Source organism: Picosynechococcus sp. NKBG15041c (genome assembly GCF_055380235.1).
The window spans coordinates 1,764,159-1,786,091 of sequence record NZ_AP040363.1 but is presented as its reverse complement, the minus strand read 5'-3'; the positions used below and the strand labels follow the sequence as shown (position 1 = coordinate 1,786,091).

The following is a 21,933-nucleotide window of genomic DNA, read 5'->3' as shown; positions in this document are numbered from 1 at the left end:
GAGCTAAAAACCTAAAATTTAGAAACCTTACGGTGGAGCCAATTTACCAGGAGCGTGGGGCAGTTTTTCATGAACCAACGCCAGGCTAAGATCCGAAATACCGGCTTGGAAAACCGGGCGATATATTTAGCCAGCCGATTGAGGGGGCGGCGACGTACTTTTTCGTTAATTAAATTAACAGAACCAATATCATAAAGACATTCTAAAACGAGTTTGACCGTTGTTTCCTCCCGCAGAAACATCGTTTCCAACAACAGCAGCATATCCTGGAGGCGTTTTTCTTCAAATTCTTGCTCCTGGGATGTTTTGGTTAGGGGGGCGACAACCTCGGATTGGACAGTGATTGGGGCTTTGGACATGGGCGGATCGCAATGGGGGCGTTCACACATCATAAAGGGAGTATGGGGGGGCTAGACAAATCAAAACATTCCTCCCTCTGCGTGATATTCTGAAGAAACTTATTTCTATTGTTTGACCCGCGCTATCTATGTCTTCGCCTTCTTTTGATTCCGGACAGGAGCTTGATGCTCAGGATATCGTCACCCTTACCGATGCTATGGGGCGATCGCTAGATTGCTATGTTGAAAATGAAATCACCGAAGATGGGGTCGAATACTATTTTTTGATGCCCGTCGATCCGCCAGTTGTGGTGTTAGCCTGGGATGAAGACGAGGAAGAAGAAGAAAATGATCTCCCCGAAACCGAATTAATTGACGACCCAGAAAAGCTCGCCGAAATCTTCCCCGATGCGAAGGCTGTGTTGGCAGAACAAGACCTCACACTCTTAGATACGGCTCACATGATGACGGTGCGCGGTGAACTCCCCCCCCTCGATGAAGAAAAAATTCTCTCCTTAGAAATTGAAGGGGATGAAGCAGACGAAGGTGAGGAACTGGAAGCCGAAGAACTCCAGGAGTTGGCACGCTTCTACCATCTCGACCAACTCTACAGCATCTACACGCCCCTAGAGCCGATCCCACTGTTTGTGAAAGTGACGGCAGAGGATGAAATGGAAATTCTCGAACCAGGGGAGCCGATGGTTCAACGTTTAATTGATACATTCATGCTCCAAGATGCCGATTAATGCACCACCAAGACCACAATCGCTAAGGCGCCGCCAGGGGAGATTTCCTTGGTTCAAGGTGGGTTTCACCCTCATTGTTGGTTTGGGGTTTTGGCAAAGCTGGGCTTGGTGGCGCTGGGCGATCGCCCCCGGGCCAAACGCAGAACAGACGGTACAGTTAGAAATCCCCGGGGGGACTTCAGCGATACAAATTGGTGCAGACTTGGAAGCTTTGGGATTAATCAATTCCCCTAAGGCTTGGCGCATTTGGGTTGCTTGGCTGCGGTTGACAGAACCCCAAGGCAGCTTAAAAGCTGGAATTTATCAATTTCCGCCGAATCAAGAACTTCCGGCGATCGCCCAACAAATTTGGACCGGCGAGGTCGTCCAAAGCCGCGTCACGATTCCTGAAGGTTGGTCAATTCAACAGATGGCCAATCGCTTTGAAGCCCTGGGTTTGTTCCCGGCAGCAGACTTTGTTGCGGCGACTAAAACAATTCCCCGGGACAAGTTTCCCTGGCTGCCGGAAGGGTTAACCTCTCTAGAAGGTTTTTTGTATCCTGATACCTATAATCTGGGTACGGCCAAACCTACCCCAATGGAAATCATTGACCAGATGTTGCGCCAGTTTGAAGCGGTGGCCCTCCCTCTCTATGATGCGGAAACAGTACCCTTGGGACTTTCCCTTGCGGAATGGGTGACCCTGGCGAGCATTGTGGAAAAAGAGGCGGTGATTCCAGCAGAGCGCCCTACCATTGCGGGGGTCTTTGTGAATCGCCTTGAACGGGAAATGCGCCTCGAAACAGACCCAACGGTAGAATACGCCCTTGGCATTCGACAAACAAAGGAACAGCCCCTCACCCTAGAACAGGTGCGCACTCCCCATCCTTACAATACTTATCTAAATGCGGGTTTGCCACCGGGGGCGATCGCCTCCCCTGGCGTCGCAAGCTTTCAGGCAACGACAACCCCGGAGAACACGGAGTTTCTTTTCTTTGTGGCTAACTATGACGGAACCCATGTCTTTAGCCGCACCTTAGGGGAGCATGAGGCGGCAACCCAACGGATTCGTGCGGCTGTCAACGATAGTCCTGAATAACTCTTTTTTATGTACAAATAGATTGGCGATGGTGCTCATGCTCACTCCCCAATTAACCGCAGATGGTTCTTACACCTTTTTTTCGACCGAGTTTCAGGAGCATTTCCATTCCCAGGTAGGGGCAAAACGGGAAGCCCAAGAAAAGTTTTTGCTTCCTTGTCATATTGCGGACTTGGCCCAAGGCTCCCACCTCTATCTGTTAGATATTTGTTATGGCCTCGGCCACAATAGTGCGGCGGCCCTCGCGGAAATTTGGCGGGTGAATCCCCATTGCCATGTCACCCTATTTGCCCTGGAACGAGACCAGGCGATCGCCTGGGGGAGTATCCAGCATAATCTTCTAAATCCTTATCCAGAAGGTGTTCGGGCAGCCTTGGCCAACCTGAGTCACAATTTGCGGGTTGATCAAAAAAATTTAACGGCGCAGTTATTGATCGGCGACGCACGCCAGACGATCCAACAGGTTATTGCTGCGGGCTTTCTGGCTGACGCCATTTTTCTTGATCCTTTTTCACCGCCCAAATGTCCCCAGTTATGGACAGTAGAATTTTTGGCGTTAGTCGCCCGGTGCCTTGCCCCAGAGGGTTATTTGGCGACCTATTCCTGTGCGGCTGCGGTGCGACTGGCTCTCCGGGAGGCAGGTTTGTGTCTGGGAATAATTCCTGGCATTGGCCGAAAATCGCCTGGAACGGCGGCGCGATGGAGTTTTGATGGGTTACTGCCCCTCAGTCAGCGGGAACAGGAGCATCTACAAACCAATGCGGCGATCGCCTACCGTGACCCAACCCTCCAAGATGATGCCTTAACCATTTTGCAGCGTCGGCGACAGGAACAAAGCCAGAGCCACTGGGAGTCGACGAGCCGTTGGAAAAAGCGTTGGCTACTTCGGCGAGGCGATCGCCACCATGAGAGCCTTCACTGAAGTGATCATGAATACACCAGACCCAGCAAAGTAAGGGTCGTCCCCTTCCCAAAAACGATGCCTGGCGCAGCCTAGAAATTAAATCCTTGGAGCAAAAGATTACCCAAGCTTCGGGGGGACATCGGAGCGGAGCCAGACTTCGTTTTGGAGTGCAGGAATTGTTATCCCTGCTTGGTTTAGGGCAATAGCCAGGCGTCGCCGAAATTCCCGCGCTACTTCCCATTGCTTGAGGGGGAGAGTTTTTATCCATAGTTTGATCACCATCCCCCGCTCATTGAAGTTGTCAACACCCAGCACGATTGGTGGTTCAATAATTTGCGATCGCCACTGCTTTTCTTCATACATTTTTTGAGCCACTTCCCCAAGCACCTTAAGGGCGAGATCCACATCAATATTGTAGGGAATGGGGATATTGAGATCTGCCCGAGACCATTGATTTGAGAGGTTAGCCACGATCCGTACTTCCCCATTCGGAATCGTGATCAAACGCCCCTCTGCATCGCGAATTTGGGTAATGCGCAGGTTGATATTTTCTACTAAGCCTGTCACTGCCCCCACGTTAATCACATCGCCAACGGCATATTGGTCTTCGAGAATAATTGAAAAGCCATTGATAATGTCTTTGAGTAAGTTTTGCGCGGCGAAGGAAACGGCCAAACCGATAATCCCGGCCCCGGCCAAGATCGGTGCAATATCAATGTTGATCGACCAGAGAAACACCAGCAAGGCAATGATCAGAATGATCAACGTGGCGATGCTACGCATCACCTGAGAAAAGGTCTGCACTCGCAGCTCTAGCCGTTGGTTAGATTCTTGAGTGATAAACGTAAATGCTTCGAGAGCGCCATCGGCAAGTAGTTGATTCACCTTGGCGATCAGGGCATAACTGAGGCGAACAGATAGATAACTAACTAGGGCAATCAGTGCCAACCAGAGAGGATATTTAAAAATCGTCAGTAACCACACCTGAAAGATGCGGGTTTGGGGGAAAAGACCGAGGTTGATAAAAAGGGCAGCGGCGATCGCCCCACCCTGGAGCAACTGGCTGAGGCGCATTTCCACTTCTTGGAGGTTGTTGCTTTGTCGCTGGCTGAGTTGGGTGGCAATGGGAGTCGCTGTTTTCGGAAATTCCATCGCCCACTGTTGCCGTTTATAGAGTCGATGTCGCCAGCGCCGCCCGACTAGGTTCAGGATCAGCGCTAGAAGTGTGATGCCAATGGCGATCGCCCCCTGTTCCTTGAGGTATTCGGGGGTGCGCTCCCGCTGGGCTTGGGTAAGGGCAGCTTGAATTTGATCAATGAGTTGTTGGGTACGGCTATCAATATCTTCACCGTGCAGTTGAGCATCCCAGCGGGTCACCGTCATCAAGCGAAAGGGTGCTTCATCTCCAACTTGGATTTCGATATTATTCTGCGCGCCTGGGGTGTCACTATCTCCCACAGGCCTGACTTGAATTTCAGGAATCTCTGGGCTGTCATAGATCTGCTTTACCCGATTTAGTTGGGTTTGGATGTAATTAAGCCGCGTCGAAAGCTCTGAACGGGGTGCCGCTACCTGAAAAATACAGTGACCGTCGAGGTAGACACAGCGATCGACAATTAACTCTTTGCCATTGGTTGGTAAAATTCCCTCTAGGTTACCCTCTGGAATTGGTAAGCCGAAAAATGCTTCCCCAGGCCGCTGGAGCCCCAGGCTCAACAGACAGGTAATAAAGAAGATAATAAAGGGCGATCGCCAAGACTTCATAGAAACGATTACATCAAGAATTTGAGGTTATCGTTCGACTCTACCAAAAATTTAGCCCCGATTTCGGATAAATGAAACCGAGGGCAGTCTGTTTATAAATTCTTAAACAGAGATTTTTGAGTTTTTCCAAAAAATAAAAGCCAGGGAATTCTCCCCAGCTTCAAATCGTCTTAAACAAAGCTAAACTTAATTAAAATTGTCCACCATTAGTGTCAATTAGTTCGTTTTCGCCACCAGTAAAATCACTGATTGTGTAAAATTCAGTATCGGTATTGATGAATTCAGTACTATCAGTACCGATAGCATAAGCTTCACTTACTAAAGCAAAGCCACCCAGCAAGTTATAGTCAGCAGACTGGGCAGATGCGTAAGCAGATTCTTCACCAAAGGCCACACTCGCCGCAAAAACTTGGTCGTCAGCTCTATACCCCGCACCAAACCCGGCTGTATCTGCTTCTATACGGGTAGCATCAGAGGTGAAAGTTACGGCTGCTGCTGCATTTGTGATGCCAGTAATACTAGCACCAATATCAACCTGGGCAGATACTGGATTAACAAAAGCAAATCCAGATGCAATGACACCTAACATCAGATACTTAGAATTCATAAATTAACTCCTTACTTTTCTATTTTAATTGCCAGGAAAAGATTGCGAAGTGATCTTTCTAGATCACACTAAATACATGGTAACGCAGAAAAATAAACTAGTGAAAATATTGACATAATCTTCATAATCAGAAAAATCTTTACAGAAACAATAAAAAATTATTTTTTGCGAAATAAAAATCAAAAAAAAGCACTACTGAAAACACAACAAAAATAACCAACAAGCTCTAATGGAGCTTATGTCTAAAGACTTCGATTTGGCTTCCTTAAGAATTTCAAAAAACTATTTTTATAAAAGCCGTATTTATATGACGTATAGCTTAGGAGGATTTGCTTGAATATTTTACAAAATGAGCTTTTTAGTTACGGTTTCCTCCCATAGAGAAAGTTATTGTATAGCGATTATCAAGGACATCATTAGAATCAAAAACATATTTTTTCTGGTTCCATCCAAGAGAGAGTCGTGCATTAGTATTATTTCCCCCTAGGTCAAACCCTAGAGAAACGCCATATACATCAACATCACTGCCTTCATCAAAAGGCGTATAGTAACCAGAAAGAGAAATATCTTTTCCGAGCTGAGTGCCAACTTGTAATCTTGTGTAACTCTCATCGGAATTATCAAGAATATTGCCAAAATTATGAGTGACACCCGCGACGAGACTACCGAATCGCCCCGCTCCACTTAAGGTGAATTTACTGCCTTGCGAACCAATAAAAATTTCATCGTCAATACCATCAATAGATTCTTCTTGATCAATGGCATAGTCTACATTGAGCGCTACCGTAAAACTCGTTTGCTCTGGTCCGCCCGTAGAACTTCTGGAGCGAGAAAAAGTCTGAGAAATATTCCCCCAGACTCGACTGTAGTAGTCACGATCTGGATTTGCATAACCAATAAATCCTGTCGATGCTTTCAGACCTTGACGATTATCAAAATTATAATCTGCACCAATGTAGGGATTAATACGCTGACCAGATTCACCGCCGGTATAGTCGAAGAGAGCACCGACATAATATCTTCTATTTGTATGGTAATCAGTGACATTTCCTGTGAAGCTAATATGAGGAACAAAATTCACTAGCTCACGGTACATAGTTGTGTTGATTGCGATGGCATTAGTTAGGCCAATATCCAATGCTATTTGTGCATAAATTCCTGGAAGACCAGTAATTGAATTGCCGAGAATATTACCAATAACTTCCAGGTTATTAATGTTAGTTCCGCCATTCTCTAGCCCCCCTAGACCAGGTTCATTAGAGCCAAAATTTGCTTGACCGGCTTCGGCTCGAAACGAAAGAATCGGTGTAAAAAGACCTACTTCTTTAAATGTGTCTCCAGATGCAATCACTTCAAAGGAGCGGTCTATAACAGGAGATAAACCCATCCATAAATAATGCGATCGCCCTTCTGGTGCATTCGCTGGATTCGGGTTTGCTGCTAATTCTTCCGAAATACTTTCCGCACGCGCAACACCAACTTGATAAGAAGTGTAGCTATTAGCGGGTAGCCGCACACCATTTGCTGCTTTAAAGAGGTTGTCATTAATCCTTGGATTAAAAGGGCGATCACTACCTTCGATAGATGGATTGGCATCTGGTAACCATGAAGCAGTTGCCAGCTGAATTACTGTATCTAAAGCTGCATCTTCATCTCCTGAAATTACATTGACCCCCCGAATGGTACGGCCTAAAACTGCTTCTTGATAATTTTGCTTGAGAACTTGTCGAACGTGATTCAGACTAAACGTGACAGCGTTATCGGTTTCCTCAAATCTAGATGCAACCCTATTCCGGGATGTATCCTCAAAAACCCCAGCATTCGGGACTAAGATATCAAGCCCCAGTTCCTCACCAGGTAGACCTTGCTGAAATCCTGGCTGCTTCATAAATTCAAGTGTTTCGGGAGAGACTTCACCGAAAAGAGGAACCCAATCTTCTCGTAGAGACAATCCAGTGGGGATTAGCCGATCATCATAGCCTTCAAATTGTAGTGGGGGTAAAAGGCTACACTCGTCTCCCTCTAAATTGATAGCGCCGCAGTCCCCTGTTATGGTGATGCGTTGTCTAAAACCCGCTAAAGTAACAGGGACATCTATATTGGTCTCCACTTCTCGGGCTCTTAAAGCAGTTCCTAATCTCGCGTAAGTACCGCTAAAGTCCGTAATTAAAACATTATCTCTTGTCAACCCTACTTTTAAGTTTGAGTCTAATTTCTTAAAAATACTGAAGCCGGTATCGTTAATGGATTCATCAGCTGATGTAATTGATGAACTCACTCCCCAGTTAGACAAGTGAGAATAAGTGCTGTCATCCAGGATAAATCTTGTCAATTTTGCTTGAACACGTTCATCATCAACCGTCTGAAGAGGAGTTTCAAGTTCTTCCTCTAAATCGCTGTTATCTTCTGTTGACCTGCTTTCGGCATCCTCTTCGGGATCTGTTGAAACTGATGAATCAACATCTTCAATAGGCGCCTCTCCTACTTGCTCTTCTAACAGCAACTCTTCTAATAATTCATCAACTGCATCTGGATTTCCTGAGTTTCTTTCCCCGACTTCAGCCTGTGCTTTTAAATTATCTACAGTCTCTAATTCTACAAGGTTAGTCGGGTTTTGTTCATCTAACAATACAAATTCTGATGCCTGGGTTTTTGGGTTGTTTAAGAGGGCCAAGGCGAGCAATAAAGCCGCTTTTGAAATTGATTGCCAGAAACTCAGTTTCCATACCATAAAGTCTACACACCTAAATAATCATGATTAATATCTCAAAGCAATGCAGTTTTAGAAAGTGCTTTTGGCGACTTGAGCTACCCACACTGAGGTATGTTTTGGCAATTTTTTTAGTGACCTTACATAAACACTTCTGCATAATAATTTCAAAAGACAAATCGATGAAAAAACATTAATGGATTCTTCATAATCAACAGCTTCTTCACGGAAATTTCACAAAACCTTTAAAGGTATTGCATTAAGGACAATTGACATTTATCTGCATGGCTTGTATTCTAAGGCGCCAATAAGAGATGCTAAGGCTATTAAGTTTGAGTTGTCCTTGAAGTTTGTCAATGTCAAGAAAATAAAAGCCTCAAGTGAAACTTGATATTCAAGTCACTTTTGTGCCTATCCTTCTGGCTTAAGTTTTTTAGGAGGACGCCAAAAAAGTCCTGACCCCAGATGAAAAGTCAGATGGTTTTCACTGGATAAATCGGCTGAAACCCTGATTTCACCGTTGAAATGATCTCAAAAAAGGCCACAGCTAGACCCTTTTCAGACATCCTCTAGGTACGAGAAATCACTTTCACCTGCGTCTTATTCGTTGGTTGATCGTTAAGTTTCTGCCAGACAGAGTCAATATACCTAGGCCACTTACGCCCTCTTGAAGAATTTGGCGTAAACAGGGTAATATTGTAAGCTGTGTCGATTTATAGATATTTATATGCCTAAACTCAAGACCCGCCGCGCTGCTGCAAAGCGATTCAAGCTGACTGGTAGCGGCAAGAAAATCGCGCGCCGCAAAGCGTTCAAGAATCACCTCCTCGATCACAAGAGCGCAGAACAGAAGCACCGTCGTCTGTCTGGAATGGCCCTTGTAGACAAAGCAGATGAAAAAAATGTCCGCCTAATGCTTCCCTACGCCTAGGGTTCTAGCCATAGTTCTGACATCGTCCATCGTCCTGAAACAAAGTTTTATTTTTACTGAAAATATTAGGTAACTTCCTATGCCAAGAGTCAAGCGCGGTAACGTCGCCCGTAAGCGTCGTAAAAAAATTCTTAAGTTAGCGAAAGGCTTCCGGGGTTCTCATTCCAAGCTCTTCCGCACAGCAAATCAGCAGGTTATGAAGGCATTGCGGAATGCTTACCGCGATCGCCGGAAGAAAAAGCGCGATTTTCGTCGTTTATGGATTGTCCGGGTCAATGCGGCTGCCCGGCTCAATGGTTTGTCCTACAGTCAACTGACTGGTCAGTTGAAGAAAGCCAATATCGAGATCAACCGTAAGATGCTTGCTGAACTGGCGGTTGTTGATCCTCAGGCATTTGCTAAGGTCGTCGAAGCCGCCAAAGCTGCCTAGGTTATGGCATCATAAAGAGCAAAGAATTGCTAAATATAAGCCCCTGAAGTGATTCTGGGGTTTTTTATTATGGGAGAGAAGTAACCATGGGCCGCCATAAATTCGCGATTGGACTGGCGATCGCCACGGTTTATCTTTTGCGATCGCCTCTTCTGGTCAGGGCAACTCCTTTGGAGAGGATCCAACAGCGGGGAGTGCTGCGGGTAGCGGTGAAAGACAATGTGCGCCCCCTCGGTTTTCGGGACGACCAGGGCAACTTGCAGGGTTTGGAAATTGATATTGCCCACCAACTAGCGGCAGAGCTGTTAGGCGATCGCCTGGCGGTAGAATTAATTCCCCTCAGCAACCAAGAGCGCCTTGATGCGGTTTTGACGGGGGAAGTAGATTTAGTGATCGCCCAGTTGGGGTTTAATGCTTCCCGGCAGCGACTCGTGAACTTTAGCCCTTACTATTACCTAGATGGCCTTGGGTTTGTGTCGAAAAATCCCCGCTTGACCGCCGCCCATCAAATTACCAATCAACGGATTCTGGTGCTAGAAGGGTCTGAGGCGATCGCCGCCGTACGCGCCTATTTTCCCAATGCGACTTTGGTGGGGGTCGCTTCCTATGGTGAAGCATTACAGCGCCTCGAAAACGACGAAGCCGAACTGTTTGCCGGCGATCACTCTGTGCTGACGGGCTGGATTCAACAATATCCCAGCTACCAGCTGTTACCCGCTTGGTTAGTAGGAAATCCCTTGGCGATCGCCTACCCCAAAGGCCGCCAACACCAGAGCCTCAACCAAGCCCTTCATCGCACTCTCAACAATTGGCAAAATAACGGCTGGTTAACGGAACGTATCAATCATTGGGGCCTACCCTAGAGACCTGATACACTAGCAGGGCCGAAGTCGCCGTGTCATTTTCCTAACGGTGCACTGAGAGAATAATCAAAATTTTTTTAAGATAAAACTTGCTACTGATTGTCTGTTGCTATGGATCAAGAGTTTTTACCCGTTTTCTATCTATCGATCCTCGTTGCCCTACTGGGAGGATTGGCTTTTTTCCTGTTCCGCCAAGTGCTCAAGACCCGGCGCGTCGAAAATACATTCTCGAATTTACAGGCCCAGCTCAAGGATGGCAAAGGCACAGCAAAAGAATATTATGAGTTGGGTAGCCTTTATCTCGATAAGAAACTCTATGTCCAAGCGGCACAGCTGCTTCAAAAAGCCCTCAAGGTTGATGATGAGCTAGAGCCAGAAAACCAGGCGCTCATCTACAACGCCCTCGGCTATGCCTATTTCGCTCAAGAGCAGTATGATTTGGCCATTCGTCAGTATAAAGCTGCCCTCAAAGAGCTCCCGGATTATGTGACGGCTCTCAATAACCTCGCCAATATCTACGAAAAGAAGCAAATGACGGCCAAGGCTCTAGAAACCTATGAGCTTGCTCTACAAGCGGAACCCGAAAATAAGACAGCAAAAAAGCGGGCTGAATCTTTGCGTAAGCGTTTTGTTGCTCCATAAGCTCGACCGCAAAAGTAATATCCAATCCAACCCATGGCGATCGCCCCTCAAAAAATAATTGGGCGATCGCCTAATCTGCTTTTAATCAGGTAACTGACTCATTTTTTCGAGATCGAGGACTTGGGCGAGGGTCGCTTCATCCATTAAGCCCCGTTCCAATACAATTTGGCGGAGGGTTTTTCCGGTTTGCAAAGATTCCTTGGCGACATCGGCGGCATTGAGATAACCGATATGGGTATTCAAAGCTGTCACGAGGGATAAACTACTTTCGGCGTAATTGTGACAGCGTTCCTTATTGGCAGTGATTCCAGCCAAACATTTTTCGCTGAGGGCTTTGATCGTGTTACCGAGAATTTCGATGCTGTGGATCAGATCGTAGGCAATTAGGGGCATCATCACATTTAGTTCGAGTTGTCCAGCTTGGGCTGCAAAGGCGATCGCCGTATCATAGCCCATCACCTGGAAGCACACCATAGAGGTCATTTCTGCCATCACCGGATTATATTTCCCCGGCATAATCGAGGAACCCGGTTGGACGGGGGGCAGTTGGATTTCCTTAAAACCTGTATTTGGCCCTGAATCCATCAGGCGCAGGTCATGGGAGATTTTCACCAGATCCTGAGCCAAATTGCGCAGAGAACCCGACACATTCACAAAGGGTGCCATACTTTGCATTGCTGCCATGAGGTGAGGAGCAGAAGTTAAGGGTTGGCCAATGAGTTCACTGAGAATTTCAGCGACTCGAAAACGGTACTGGGGATGGGTGTTTAAACCTGTACCAGAAGCACTACCCCCTAAGCCCAAGATGGTTAAATCCTTGGCGGCGGTTTCGATCCGTCCCAGGTGGGCGGTTAAAATTTCCGCCCAAGCCCGGAACCCTTCTCCTAAGCGTACCGGAACGGCATCCTGCATGTGGGTGCGTCCTGATTTGACGATGTGGGCAAATTCCGCGGCCTTATTATCTAAAGTGGCGATCGCCTCTGAAAGGGCGGGATATAAACAATGTTCTAACGCGAGTAATGCCCCAATGCGGATGGCTGTGGGGATGACATCATTGGTGGATTGGCCGTAGTTCACATGGTCGTTGGGGCTGACGGTTTTGTAATCGCCTTTTTCGCCGCCGAGAAGTTCGAGGGCACGGTTCGCCAAAACCTCGTTAATGTTCATGTGATGGGATGTGCCAGCCCCGGCTTGGTAGACATCGACAATAAATTGGTCGCGCAGACGGCCCTGGAGCACTTCATCGCAGGCTTGCACAATAGCAGTGGCCAGATTTTCGGGAATGCAACCCAATTCACTGTTTGCGATCGCCGTCGCTTTTTTAATCAAAACGCAGGCATCCACATAGGTGGGCAGTGGTTTTAGGCCACTAATGGGAAAATTTTCCGTCGCCCGCAGGGTCTGAATCCCATAGTAGGCATCATTGGGGATTTGGCGATCGCCCATAGAATCTTTTTCAATGCGAAAATCGGCGCTCATCTTGGCTTGCTCAATCAACATTACATCCAATCAGTGTAAAGGTAGGAGGGCTTTGGAGGATGACCGATGGTCGCTTCGCCGAAAAAGTTCAGATGAAAAATTCACGCGCTAGAGGGGCGATCGCCCCTTTTAAAGGGCTTGTCTAAAGCATTATGCGAAGAGAGTGGTCACCGCTGGCAATGCCCAAGTTGCCCAATGATTTATGGCGCAATTACAGGCGATATCATCGTCATGAGGCGTAGCAAAATTTGGGTTTTTGGGAATCATTCGCTTTAATGGGAGACAATTGTTGTTAACCAGAGACTTTCCATGGCTAGCGTAACCTTTGAGCAGGTGACGAAGCGATTTGATGATTTTGTCGCTGTCAACAACCTCAACCTAGAGATCGAGGATGGTGAATTTTTAGTATTTGTCGGGCCTTCAGGCTGTGGCAAAACGACTTCCCTGCGTCTTTTGGCCGGGCTTGAATCGATTACCGCTGGGCAAATTTGCATTGGCGATCGCCCGGTGAATCACCTTTCCCCAAAAGACCGCGACATTGCGATGGTGTTCCAATCCTATGCCCTCTATCCCCACATGAGCGTCTACGAAAATATGGCGTTCAGTCTGCAATTGCAAGGGATTAAAAAAGGGGAGATTCGTAAGCGAGTCCAGGGCGCTGCCGCCCAATTAGGCATCGAAAAATTACTACACCGTAAACCAAAAGAACTTTCTGGGGGACAGCGGCAACGGGTCGCTGTAGGGCGGGCGATCGTCCGTAAACCCGCTGTCTTCCTGATGGATGAACCCCTCTCGAACCTCGATGCAAAATTACGGGTCCAAGCCCGTAAAGAAATTAGTAAACTGCACCAAGACCTGAATACCACTTTTGTCTATGTCACCCATGACCAAGTGGAAGCGATGACCATGGGCGATCGCATTGCAGTGATGAAGGATGGCATTTTGCAGCAAGTCGATAGTCCCAGTAATCTCTATAACCATCCTAGTAATATGTTTGTCGCCGGATTTATTGGTAGTCCGGCGATGAATTTTTTTGAGGTCGAACAGGCGATCAGCAATGGAAAACCGTCCTTAAAACTGGCTGAAAATTTAATCTCAATTCCCGATTATTTGCCGCAGTTCATGGTGGATGGGGGGGTCACCTTTAAAGACCGTCCTCTTACCCTAGGGATTCGTCCTGAAGATATTTATCATCCCCAATATCTGCCCGCTGATATTGTCACCATCGCGATCAAAGCGACGGTGAATTTACTAGAAATGATGGGGAATGAACTGATTGTTTACCTTGAGACAGCCAATCAGATCGAGTTTGTCGCGCGGTTTGACCCCCGTGCTACGGTAAAACAGGGAGAAGCCCTCAATGTGTTGTGGGATGTCAATCGTTTGTATCTCTTTGATCGAGAGATGGAAACGGTACTCATGTAATGGCATGTGTTCAAAAAATCCAACGCTATTTTTAAATTCTTCCTCCATGATTTTTGTTGAATTCAACCTTTATGGATGCTTTTTTTAAACCAGAAAATTCTGTTTAATGTACCGATCCTTGCGATTGGTGCCGTTGTCGGTTTAGCCGCCTGTGGCCAACCCACAACCGAGGGGGATGACAATGCAAGGGGTACACCACAGGTCACCATGGTCGGGGTGATGGTCGGTGAGCAGCAGGAAAAGATCGAAGTAGCCCTTGCCCCTTTTACGGAAGCAACGGGCATTGAAGTGGTCTACGAAGGCACTGACACCTTTGCCACCACCCTACCGATTCGGGTTGATTCGGGTAATCCGCCCGATCTGGCAATGTTTCCCCAGCCAGGCTTGATGGCGGATTTTGCCCGGGAAGGGAGGTTAGTGCCCCTCACAGAATTTATGAGTCTTGAGGATTTGCAGGCGGCCTACGATGAATCATGGCTCCAGCTCGGTAGTGTGGATGATGTGCCCTATGGGGTTTGGTATCGAGCTTCGGTCAAAAGTTTGGTCTGGTACAGTCCCCAGCAGTTTGCCGCGAATGGCTATGAGATTCCGACCACTTGGGATGAAATGTTGGCCCTGGGCGATCGCCTAGTATCTGAAGACAAAACCCCCTGGTGTATCGGCATGGAAAGCGGTGATGCCACAGGTTGGGTCGGCACGGATTGGGTCGAAGATATTATGCTGCGTACTGCCGGCCCCGAGGTGTATGACCAGTGGATTACCAACGACATTCCCTTTAATGACCCAGCAGTAGAAAATGCGCTGAATCTTTTCGGAGAGATCGTGCGCAATGAAGCATCTGTCTATGGCGGCATGGTGAGTGTTTTGAGTACGCCTTTTGGGGATTCGATCCAGGGTTTATTTGGCGAAGACCCCGACTGTTATATGCACCGGCAAGCCAACTTTATCGAGGCATTTTTACCCGCAGAGATTAACCTCAATGAAGATGTGGATGTATTCCCCCTACCGCCGATCAACCCCGACCAAGGTTTGCCGATTTTAGTCGCAGGCGATGTGGTAGCCATGTTTAATGACACCCCAGAAGCGCGGCAGTTGATGGAATATCTCGCCAGTGAAACGCCCCACGAGGTGGCGGCCAGTTTGGGGGGCTATCTCTCGCCCCGGCAGGGCATTGATCTGGCCCTTTATCCCACAGATCTGAGTCGGAAACAGGCAGAAATTCTGAATAATGCGGATGTGATTCGCTTTGATGGGTCGGATATGATGCCTGGTGCGGTGGGCACGGGGACATTCTGGTCAGGCATGGTGGATTATGTCGGCGGCACGGATGCGGCCACAGTTTTGACGAATATCGAGAATAGTTGGCCCGATTAACATCTCTAAGACCCCCCTAAAAAGGGGTCAGAGGGATCTCAATGGCTTGTTTTTTTTCAAAATTGATTTGCTATGAATCCCTTGGCAAAAAGGAAATTCAATCCGTAACGGAGGTCATGATGGAATTCTGGGCGCGTCTCTTGAACGTCGTCTTGGCGATCGCCATCGGCTGTGGCGGCGTCATTGGCTTATTTTATTTAGCGAATATCGGGATTAATGCTCTGCCGAAACCTTGGAATCGGCGACTCTTGCCCTGGGTTTATATTTCCCCGGCACTGCTGCTCCTGTCTGCTTACTTAATTTTGCCGACGGTGCAAACTTTCTATCTCAGTTTCTTTGACGGGCGATCGCAAAACTTTGTCGGCGTACAAAATTATATTTTCGCCTTTAGTGATCCGGCGATGTTGGAGGCTTTTAGAAATAATCTGCTCTGGCTGACTTTGGTTACAGGGGTGAGTGTTAGTTTGGGTTTAATTATTGCGGTCCTCGTTGATAAGGTGCCCTATGAACCCATCATTAAATCACTAATTTTTTTGCCGATGGCCATCTCCTTTGTGGGGGCCAGTGTGATCTGGCGATTTATCTATGCCTACAAACCAGCCGGGGCTGATCAAATTGGAATTTTAAATGCGCTCCTGGTGACTTTTGGCTTTGAACCTGTGGGCTGGATTGTCGAACAGTCAGTGAATAATTTCGCCTTGATCGCGATCATGATCTGGCTCTATACAGGCTTTGCGATGGTGATCCTTTCGTCCGCGGTCAAAGGTATTCCTGAAGAAGTGATCGAAGCGGCCCGCATCGATGGGGCGAACAGTTGGCAAATTTTTTGGCGCATTACGATCCCCATGATTCGTTCAACGATTTTGGTAGTGAGCACCACGATTATTATTTTGGTTCTAAAGGTGTTCGATATTGTTTTTGTGATGACGGGCGGCAATTTTGGGACGGAAGTGATTGCCAGCCGGATGATCAAAGAAATGTTTAACTACCGAAATTTTGGGCGAGGCAGCGCGATCGCCATTGTGCTGCTTATTTTCATTATCCCGGTGATGGTCAGTAATATTCGACGGTTTAGGGCACAGGAGAGATGACGATAATGGCAAAACACAATCAAGTTCAATTTTGGCAAAAAGCCCCGATTCACATCGCTTTGTTGGCGATCGCCTTTCTCTGGACATTGCCCTCGGTGGGGCTCCTGATCAGTTCCTTTCGACAACGGGAGGCGATGCTGGCGACAGGGTGGTGGACGGTATTTCAACACCCCTTTGAACTGACTCAATATCACCTTGAGAATTATGTAAATGTGTTGCAATCCCAAGGCATGGGCCAGGCTTTTTTGAATAGTTTAACGATCGCCATTCCCGCGACGGTGATTCCCATTGCGATCGCTTGTTTTGCTGCCTATGCTTTCGCTTGGATGAAATTTCCGGGGCGGCAGTTTCTTTTTATCTTGGTGGTTTGTCTGTTGGTAGTCCCCCTGCAAACAACCTTGATTCCGATTTTGCGCGCCTATCGAGATTTTGGCCTGTCTAACAGTTTTCTGGGGGTATGGCTTGCCCATGCCGGCTATGGATTACCCCTGGGGATTTATCTATTGCGCAACTATATCGGCGAGCTGCCCAAGGATTTGATCGAAGCGGCCCAGGTGGATGGAGCATCCCATCTGAAAATTTTCACAAAACTGATCGTGCCCCTCTCAATGCCGGCGATCGCCTCTTTTGCGGTGTTCCAATTTCTCTGGGTTTGGAATGATTTACTCGTTGCCCTGGTATATCTCGGCACCACCAACGATGTCGCCCCTGTGACGATCCAGCTCAGTAATCTCGTAGGCTCCCGGGGCCAGGATTGGCATTTGCTCACCGCTGGGGCCTTTATTTCGATGGTTGTTCCCCTCGCGGTTTTCTTTAGCCTACAGCGCTATTTCGTGCGGGGAATTTTAGCAGGTTCGGTGAAGTCTTAGGCTTTTGTCCAAGCTGGATGGAGAAAGAGCGCCGTAATCATCTTCGAGCCCCGCAGTTGGTTTGTGGTGGGCAAATGACCCAGGGGCGCTTTTTCGAGGTCCCAAATAAATGCCTTTGGGTAACGGGCAAAGGTGCGGCCATCCCGCCAGGCGATTTTTTCCCAGAGGGCATTGAAATCTTTGTCGAGGGAGTTCCACAGCTTGCGCTGCACTGAAAAACCAAACTTCCCCCCAGAATAAACCTGCCAGAGGCGATCGAGAGTGAGTAAGTCTTCGGCTGGGAACCGCTCTACTTCCGTGAAGTAAAGCCATTTTCGCTTCATGGCAGATTCGCCAGCGAGCTCACACATCTTTTGAATGGTCAGCAGGTCTGCTTCAAGAAATTCTTCTTCGATAAGTTTGTCTTGGATGATCTGGTAGTCAATGTTGCGGGCGGACTGGAGTTCGACAACGCCTTCCGGAAACTCCCGCTGCATAAACAATAAATTATCTGCTGTTTGATTTTGGGTCAGCACTTGGCAAATGCGCCCCATCACGGGGGTTGCCTCTTGATCTTGCTGGGCGAGGAGAAAATCCCGGAGGAGCGCAAAACCAGTATCGCCTTCGTCAATGAGTTGGGGGATCCGCTCAAGCTGCTTTTTCGCCGATAGGGCCGAAAATTCTTGCAGTAAATCGCTGGTTGCCTCCATGTAAGCTGTTTCTCCCCAATGTATGTTGCGTCAATATTGAATAGGCTGTCATCTGTAGGCGATCGCCACCAAACCAGACTATCACAGGATTTGACCTCAACTCTACCCCGATGCACTATCTACGTCTTCGGGGTATTGAGCCGAAATATCGCTATTTTTCTCCATTGCTGTTTTCTAAGCAATTTTTAAGTGGATTTTTCTCAATCACTCGCCTTGACCCCAAAACCGTTAAGCTATGAAAAAAATGGCTTAAATCCCACAGGAACTATGGCCCGAAAAAAGGTTGTCTATCAAGAGTTTGGTGATCCAGTGGCAGCAGTGGCCCCAGAGGTCTTAGATCTGCCGCCCCAACAACAAAGTCCCCGCATCCAAGCGAGTCGTGCGGGCCGGAAAGGTAAAACAGCGACGGTGATTACGGGCCTGCAACACTCCCCAGAAAATCTGCAAAAGCTTTTAAAACAACTGAAGAATAAGTGCGGTTGCGGGGGCAGCCTCAAGGATGGAGTTATCGAAATCCAAGGGGATCAGCGGCAACCTATTTTGACCCTCCTCCTTGACCAAGGCTACAAGGCCAAAGTGAGTGGCGGTTAATCTGAAGGAAGCCTTGGGGCGATCGCCGGAATTTCTGTCCACCAGAGCAGATCCGCTGCATCTGGTACCACGGCCACCTCAGGGCTGGGATTCAATAAAACTTTTTGTTGCCTGAGATCGTCGCCCAGACGACGTTGTACCCGGTCAGGGATGCCATAGCCATAGACCACATGGCCTTGACCAGCGAGGGTAATGATTTGGGTGTCGGGATTTTCAGTGGCAAACTGGGCGATCGCCTCGGCCATGGTTTCATCCCACACCACCTGGGCAGCGAAGAAATTTTCAAAGTTGAAGTTGCCATGCTGCCCGTGGCCGGAAAAGGCTTCCTGGAGGAGTGCTTGGTAATTTTCATTGGTCAAATCCAGCTCATCGCGGGGCGGTAAGTATTCATAATCCGCCGCTTCTAAACTGGCCAGACCCGCCGAGGAAACTTGCCGCACCACTTCATTCGGCGCATTAAGGGCAAGCACTGGAATCTGTTTTGCCTGGGCAAACCGGAGAATCGGCGCATAGAGTTCCCAGTCAAAGCCCCAGCGGGTTTCATATTCTGTTTGGGCCACCAGTTCGGCCTCGCTAATTTCCCCGGCAATGTAGCGGTCTAAAACGTCTTGAAAGGGCCGTTGAAACATTTCCATGGCGATCGCCACCTGGGGATTATGCCCATGGAGGGCTTTGATAATTTCCAGTTGGGCGAGGTGGTCGGCTGCGCTGGTGTGGTGTTCTCCCAAGTAGATAATCTGGGCTGTTTTCAGGGCCGTCAGGGATGCGTTTGTATCCGCTAAAGGGGCGGTTTTGAGGGTGATGGCGTTGAGGCGATCGCCGATGTTGTCATCGGCATAGGCCAGAGAACCACAGAAAAAAAGACTGCCCCACAACAGCCAACCCCAAGCTTTGCGCCATGTGCCCATCATTTCTTACCGCAAAAATTTTTTAAACCTTCAGCACTAATGTAGCGCAGGGAATTTTTTTGGCGATCGCCCCGACCCCTGGGGGAAAATTTGAGATGTCCTGCACCCACTCTCCCCAACTATGCACCATGCCTCGATCCGGACTGCTGATATTCACCGGGCGATCGCCTTCTATGGGCAGCTCGGTTTTGCCATAGAAACCCAATTCACCACGGGCTATACCCTTGCCTGTTGGCTCCAAGGTCCTCTCGGTCGCCTGGAGTTGATTCAAATCCCCCAGCCAAAACCCGCCCCCGATGCCTTTGGGGATGAGCATTACGTCGGTTATTACCATTTGTCCTTTGATCTGACTGAAATGACCCCTGATTTATCCACTTGGCTCACAAATTTACAAGAGACTGCCCCTAAGCCGATCACGGTGCTCCTCAAACCGCAACAGCAGATGATTGGCGATCGCATTTATGAGGTGATGTTCCTCGCCGATGCCGATGGCCTGCCCCTAGAATTTATCCGCTTGCAGGGGGAGCGAGCTTAGGATTTTTCCTTTGCTACACTGGAGAGCCCGCGACTTTTTGCCCGCCCATGACCGACGAACAGCTCAAGCTTTTTTCTGTGGCCGATGCCCCTAATCCCTATCGTACGGAACGGCCTCCCAGCCTCACCTTGGGCAAAGACAGTTTGTTGCAGTGGAAACAGCGCCTTCAAAAATTTCAAGACAAGGTGCGCCTCAATCCGCCCCCAAGCCAAACCAGTTTAATTTTTGAGACAGCACCGAAGCCGGACCATTGGGATGCCGAAAAAATCGATCCCTTTGGTTTGCCGCCGAAACCCTGGGATTTTTACCGGGAACGCTATGATCCGCTGCGGGAAAGTCAGGCAAATATTTATTTTGTCCTCGACCATGCGGTGCCGCTGTTGCTCTACGTGGGGGAAACGAAACTCTCGATTAAACAGCGTTGGCAAGGGGTCCACGATTGCAAGGATTACATTGATACCTACATCAGTCTGCACCGTCAGTATGACTTGGCAGTGGCGGTCAATCTAGCGTTCAACGTATCTGTTCCCGCCGACCGGACCCAGCGGCTGGCCCTGGAGCGGGAGCTAATTTTGAAGTGGCGATCGCCTTTTAACAAAGAATGCTGGCGTTACTGGGGACAACCCTTCCAGCGGCGGGGCTAAGATCGAAACAGTACGGCCAATGGCAGCGGCCGTTCATTATAATTGGCGTGTTTCGCTCCTTCTCCTTCCATCGGCATGGCTATTTCTCCTCGAAAAGTTATACGACAGCGATCGCCCCGGCGACAGAAAGCAAAATTTCGGCGGCGGCGTTGGTTCGCCCTCAGTGTGATTACCCTAATGGGGGCGATCGCCTACCACCAGATTGAGGCTGCCTTACGCCAACCCAAGGCGATCTTTGTCCTGGGGGGCCACGAAGAGCGAGAACAGTTTGCCGCCCAATTTGCCCAACAACATCCAGATTTAAAAGTGTGGGTATCTTCCGGGAGCCCACCGGAATATGCCCGGCAGATCTTTGCAAAATATCAAATCGAAGGCGATCGCCTCCAGCTCGATTATCGTGCCGAAGACACCGTCACCAATTTCACAAGCCTGGTAGAAGAGCTCAAACGAGAAGGCATCGATAGTGTTTATTTGGTTACTTCCGAAAATCACATGAACCGCGCCAAGCTAGTAGCCCAGATCGTTTTTGGCACCAACAATATTGCAGTCAAACCAATCCCTGTGCCGTCCGAATATCCCCCCGAAACCACACTGAAATCGATCCGTGATGGGATCCGCTCCCTGTTATGGGTCGTCACCGGCGAAACAGGCCGTGAATGGCAAACCTTGATCCCCATATCTGCCCAAGCACAGCAGATTCCGCCACTACCTGGGATCGACTCACCCAAGGAAAATCTATAATGAAAATTGCCCGTCCCTAGGAGTCACTATGGAGTCAAACGCCGAACCGATTTATTTCTATAAGGCTTATGACCCCTATGGCTGTTTCTCTAATTTTTCTCCCCACCCAATCCACTGCGAAGGCTGCATTTGGCCCACAGCCGAGCATTTTTACCAAGCCCACAAATTTTTACCTGCTACCCAACAGGCCTTGATCGACAAAATTCGTCAAGTACCCACGCCGGAATCGGCTGCCGCCCTTGGTCGCGATTCCCAGTACCCCAAGCGCCCTGATTGGGAAGATATTAAACAACAGGTGATGTGGCAGGCCATCTGGACGAAATTTACGACCCATACAGACATTGCCCAAATCCTACTCGCCACGGGGGAAGCGCTCATTATCGAAAATTCCCCCGTGGATTATTACTGGGGTTGCGGGGCCGATGGCAGTGGCCAAAATCACCTCGGTAAATTGCTGATGCGAGTGCGGGATCAGTTGCGTCAACGGCGATAGACCCATAGCATTCCCAGATGCGAAAATGTTACCTTTTGGGTGGAACTAAGCGGTTTCTAGCGTTGCAATTTTCGTGATCGG

Annotated in this window: 23 protein-coding genes; 16 read left to right on the top strand and 7 right to left on the bottom strand. The window is 48.5% G+C overall.

From position 1 onward, the window contains the following. Positions 1–11: 11 nt before the first annotated feature. Positions 12–359, bottom strand: a complete 348-nt coding sequence (locus ACZ45B_RS08615; RefSeq protein ID WP_024545846.1) for a hypothetical protein — start codon at positions 357–359, stop codon at positions 12–14. A gap of 128 nt (positions 360–487) precedes the next feature. Here ACZ45B_RS08615 and ACZ45B_RS08610 point away from each other — a divergent pair, with 128 nt between their 5' ends. From ACZ45B_RS08610 to ACZ45B_RS08600, 3 genes are read left to right on the top strand one after another with little or no spacing between them, the layout of a single operon-like run. Continuing rightward, complete coding sequence (locus ACZ45B_RS08610) at positions 488–1,084, top strand: DUF3727 domain-containing protein (RefSeq protein ID WP_464674852.1); 597 nt, start codon at positions 488–490, stop codon at positions 1,082–1,084. A gap of 58 nt (positions 1,085–1,142) precedes the next feature. Then, positions 1,143–2,162, top strand: coding sequence for an endolytic transglycosylase MltG (mltG, locus tag ACZ45B_RS08605; protein ID WP_464674851.1), 1,020 nt, complete (start codon positions 1,143–1,145; stop codon positions 2,160–2,162). 37 nt (positions 2,163–2,199) lie between these two features. Next, positions 2,200–3,084: a tRNA (5-methylaminomethyl-2-thiouridine)(34)-methyltransferase MnmD gene (locus ACZ45B_RS08600; protein WP_024545847.1), complete on the top strand. Its 885-nt coding sequence runs from the start codon at positions 2,200–2,202 to the stop codon at positions 3,082–3,084. 99 nt (positions 3,085–3,183) lie between these two features. Here the strand turns inward: ACZ45B_RS08600 and ACZ45B_RS08595 are convergent, their stop codons facing one another. The 3 genes from ACZ45B_RS08595 to ACZ45B_RS08585 form a co-directional block, all read right to left on the bottom strand. Continuing rightward, entirely contained in the window at positions 3,184–4,830 is a 1,647-nt protein-coding gene (locus tag ACZ45B_RS08595; RefSeq protein ID WP_024545848.1) for a mechanosensitive ion channel family protein, read from the bottom strand. Between the two features lie 190 nt (positions 4,831–5,020). Then, positions 5,021–5,437, bottom strand: coding sequence for a hypothetical protein (locus tag ACZ45B_RS08590; RefSeq protein WP_148293427.1), 417 nt, complete (start codon positions 5,435–5,437; stop codon positions 5,021–5,023). Positions 5,438–5,795: 358 nt separating this feature from the next. Beyond that, positions 5,796–8,168 (bottom strand): hypothetical protein, encoded by a 2,373-nt coding sequence (locus ACZ45B_RS08585; RefSeq protein ID WP_024545850.1) that lies wholly within the window; start codon positions 8,166–8,168, stop codon positions 5,796–5,798. Between the two features lie 706 nt (positions 8,169–8,874). Between ACZ45B_RS08585 and rpmI the strand changes: the two genes are divergently transcribed. From rpmI to ACZ45B_RS08565, 4 genes are all read left to right on the top strand, one after another. Then, positions 8,875–9,078, top strand: a complete 204-nt coding sequence (gene rpmI / locus ACZ45B_RS08580) for a 50S ribosomal protein L35 (RefSeq protein ID WP_024545851.1) — start codon at positions 8,875–8,877, stop codon at positions 9,076–9,078. 79 nt (positions 9,079–9,157) lie between these two features. Next, on the top strand, positions 9,158–9,508 hold the full coding sequence (gene rplT / locus ACZ45B_RS08575) for a 50S ribosomal protein L20 (protein ID WP_024545852.1): 351 nt from the start codon (positions 9,158–9,160) through the stop codon (positions 9,506–9,508). A gap of 86 nt (positions 9,509–9,594) precedes the next feature. Beyond that, positions 9,595–10,371, top strand: coding sequence for a transporter substrate-binding domain-containing protein (locus ACZ45B_RS08570; RefSeq protein ID WP_038027881.1), 777 nt, complete (start codon positions 9,595–9,597; stop codon positions 10,369–10,371). A gap of 111 nt (positions 10,372–10,482) precedes the next feature. Next, positions 10,483–11,013: a tetratricopeptide repeat protein gene (locus ACZ45B_RS08565; protein WP_024545854.1), complete on the top strand. Its 531-nt coding sequence runs from the start codon at positions 10,483–10,485 to the stop codon at positions 11,011–11,013. Between the two features lie 81 nt (positions 11,014–11,094). On the opposite strand, the gene ACZ45B_RS08560 is transcribed toward ACZ45B_RS08565, so the two are convergent. Then, positions 11,095–12,492 carry an aspartate ammonia-lyase gene (locus tag ACZ45B_RS08560; protein WP_024545855.1) on the bottom strand — a complete coding sequence of 466 codons (1,398 nt, stop codon included), beginning with the start codon at positions 12,490–12,492 and terminating at the stop codon, positions 11,095–11,097. A 309-nt stretch (positions 12,493–12,801) separates the two neighbouring features. On the opposite strand from ACZ45B_RS08560, the gene ACZ45B_RS08555 reads away from it, so the two are divergent. The 4 genes from ACZ45B_RS08555 to ACZ45B_RS08540 all read left to right on the top strand — a co-directional run bounded on the left by ACZ45B_RS08555 (position 12,802) and on the right by ACZ45B_RS08540 (position 17,251). Next, the gene (locus ACZ45B_RS08555; protein WP_024545856.1) at positions 12,802–13,917 is read left to right on the top strand and encodes an ABC transporter ATP-binding protein; all 1,116 of its coding nucleotides are present in this window, start codon (positions 12,802–12,804) and stop codon (positions 13,915–13,917) included. A gap of 75 nt (positions 13,918–13,992) precedes the next feature. Continuing rightward, positions 13,993–15,291, top strand: a complete 1,299-nt coding sequence (locus tag ACZ45B_RS08550; protein WP_024545857.1) for an ABC transporter substrate-binding protein — start codon at positions 13,993–13,995, stop codon at positions 15,289–15,291. 41 nt (positions 15,292–15,332) lie between these two features. Beyond that, entirely contained in the window at positions 15,333–16,382 is a 1,050-nt protein-coding gene (locus ACZ45B_RS08545; protein ID WP_236612453.1) for a carbohydrate ABC transporter permease, read from the top strand. Between the two features lie 5 nt (positions 16,383–16,387). Next, positions 16,388–17,251 carry a carbohydrate ABC transporter permease gene (locus ACZ45B_RS08540; RefSeq protein ID WP_024545858.1) on the top strand — a complete coding sequence of 288 codons (864 nt, stop codon included), beginning with the start codon at positions 16,388–16,390 and terminating at the stop codon, positions 17,249–17,251. Here ACZ45B_RS08540 and ACZ45B_RS08535 read toward each other — a convergent pair. Continuing rightward, a complete protein-coding gene (locus ACZ45B_RS08535) occupies positions 17,248–17,940 on the bottom strand; it encodes a GUN4 domain-containing protein (RefSeq protein ID WP_024545859.1) in 693 nt (230 codons plus the stop codon). The two genes, ACZ45B_RS08540 and ACZ45B_RS08535, sit on opposite strands and share 4 nt — an antisense overlap. Before the next feature lie 267 nt (positions 17,941–18,207). Here ACZ45B_RS08535 and ACZ45B_RS08530 point away from each other — a divergent pair, with 267 nt between their 5' ends. After that, entirely contained in the window at positions 18,208–18,531 is a 324-nt protein-coding gene (locus tag ACZ45B_RS08530) for a translation initiation factor (RefSeq protein WP_024545860.1), read from the top strand. Here ACZ45B_RS08530 and ACZ45B_RS08525 read toward each other — a convergent pair. Beyond that, complete coding sequence (locus tag ACZ45B_RS08525) at positions 18,528–19,442, bottom strand: ChaN family lipoprotein (RefSeq protein WP_236612454.1); 915 nt, start codon at positions 19,440–19,442, stop codon at positions 18,528–18,530. The two genes, ACZ45B_RS08530 and ACZ45B_RS08525, sit on opposite strands and share 4 nt — an antisense overlap. 118 nt (positions 19,443–19,560) lie before the next feature. Here ACZ45B_RS08525 and ACZ45B_RS08520 point away from each other — a divergent pair, with 118 nt between their 5' ends. From ACZ45B_RS08520 to ACZ45B_RS08505, 4 genes are all read left to right on the top strand, one after another. Beyond that, positions 19,561–19,974, top strand: coding sequence for a VOC family protein (locus ACZ45B_RS08520; RefSeq protein WP_024545861.1), 414 nt, complete (start codon positions 19,561–19,563; stop codon positions 19,972–19,974). Between the two features lie 47 nt (positions 19,975–20,021). Further along, positions 20,022–20,618 (top strand): hypothetical protein, encoded by a 597-nt coding sequence (locus ACZ45B_RS08515; RefSeq protein WP_024545862.1) that lies wholly within the window; start codon positions 20,022–20,024, stop codon positions 20,616–20,618. Positions 20,619–20,693: 75 nt separating this feature from the next. Beyond that, entirely contained in the window at positions 20,694–21,359 is a 666-nt protein-coding gene (locus tag ACZ45B_RS08510; RefSeq protein WP_024545863.1) for a YdcF family protein, read from the top strand. A gap of 28 nt (positions 21,360–21,387) precedes the next feature. Continuing rightward, positions 21,388–21,852, top strand: coding sequence for an NADAR family protein (locus ACZ45B_RS08505; RefSeq protein ID WP_029681806.1), 465 nt, complete (start codon positions 21,388–21,390; stop codon positions 21,850–21,852). The last annotated feature ends 81 nt before the right edge of the window (positions 21,853–21,933 follow it).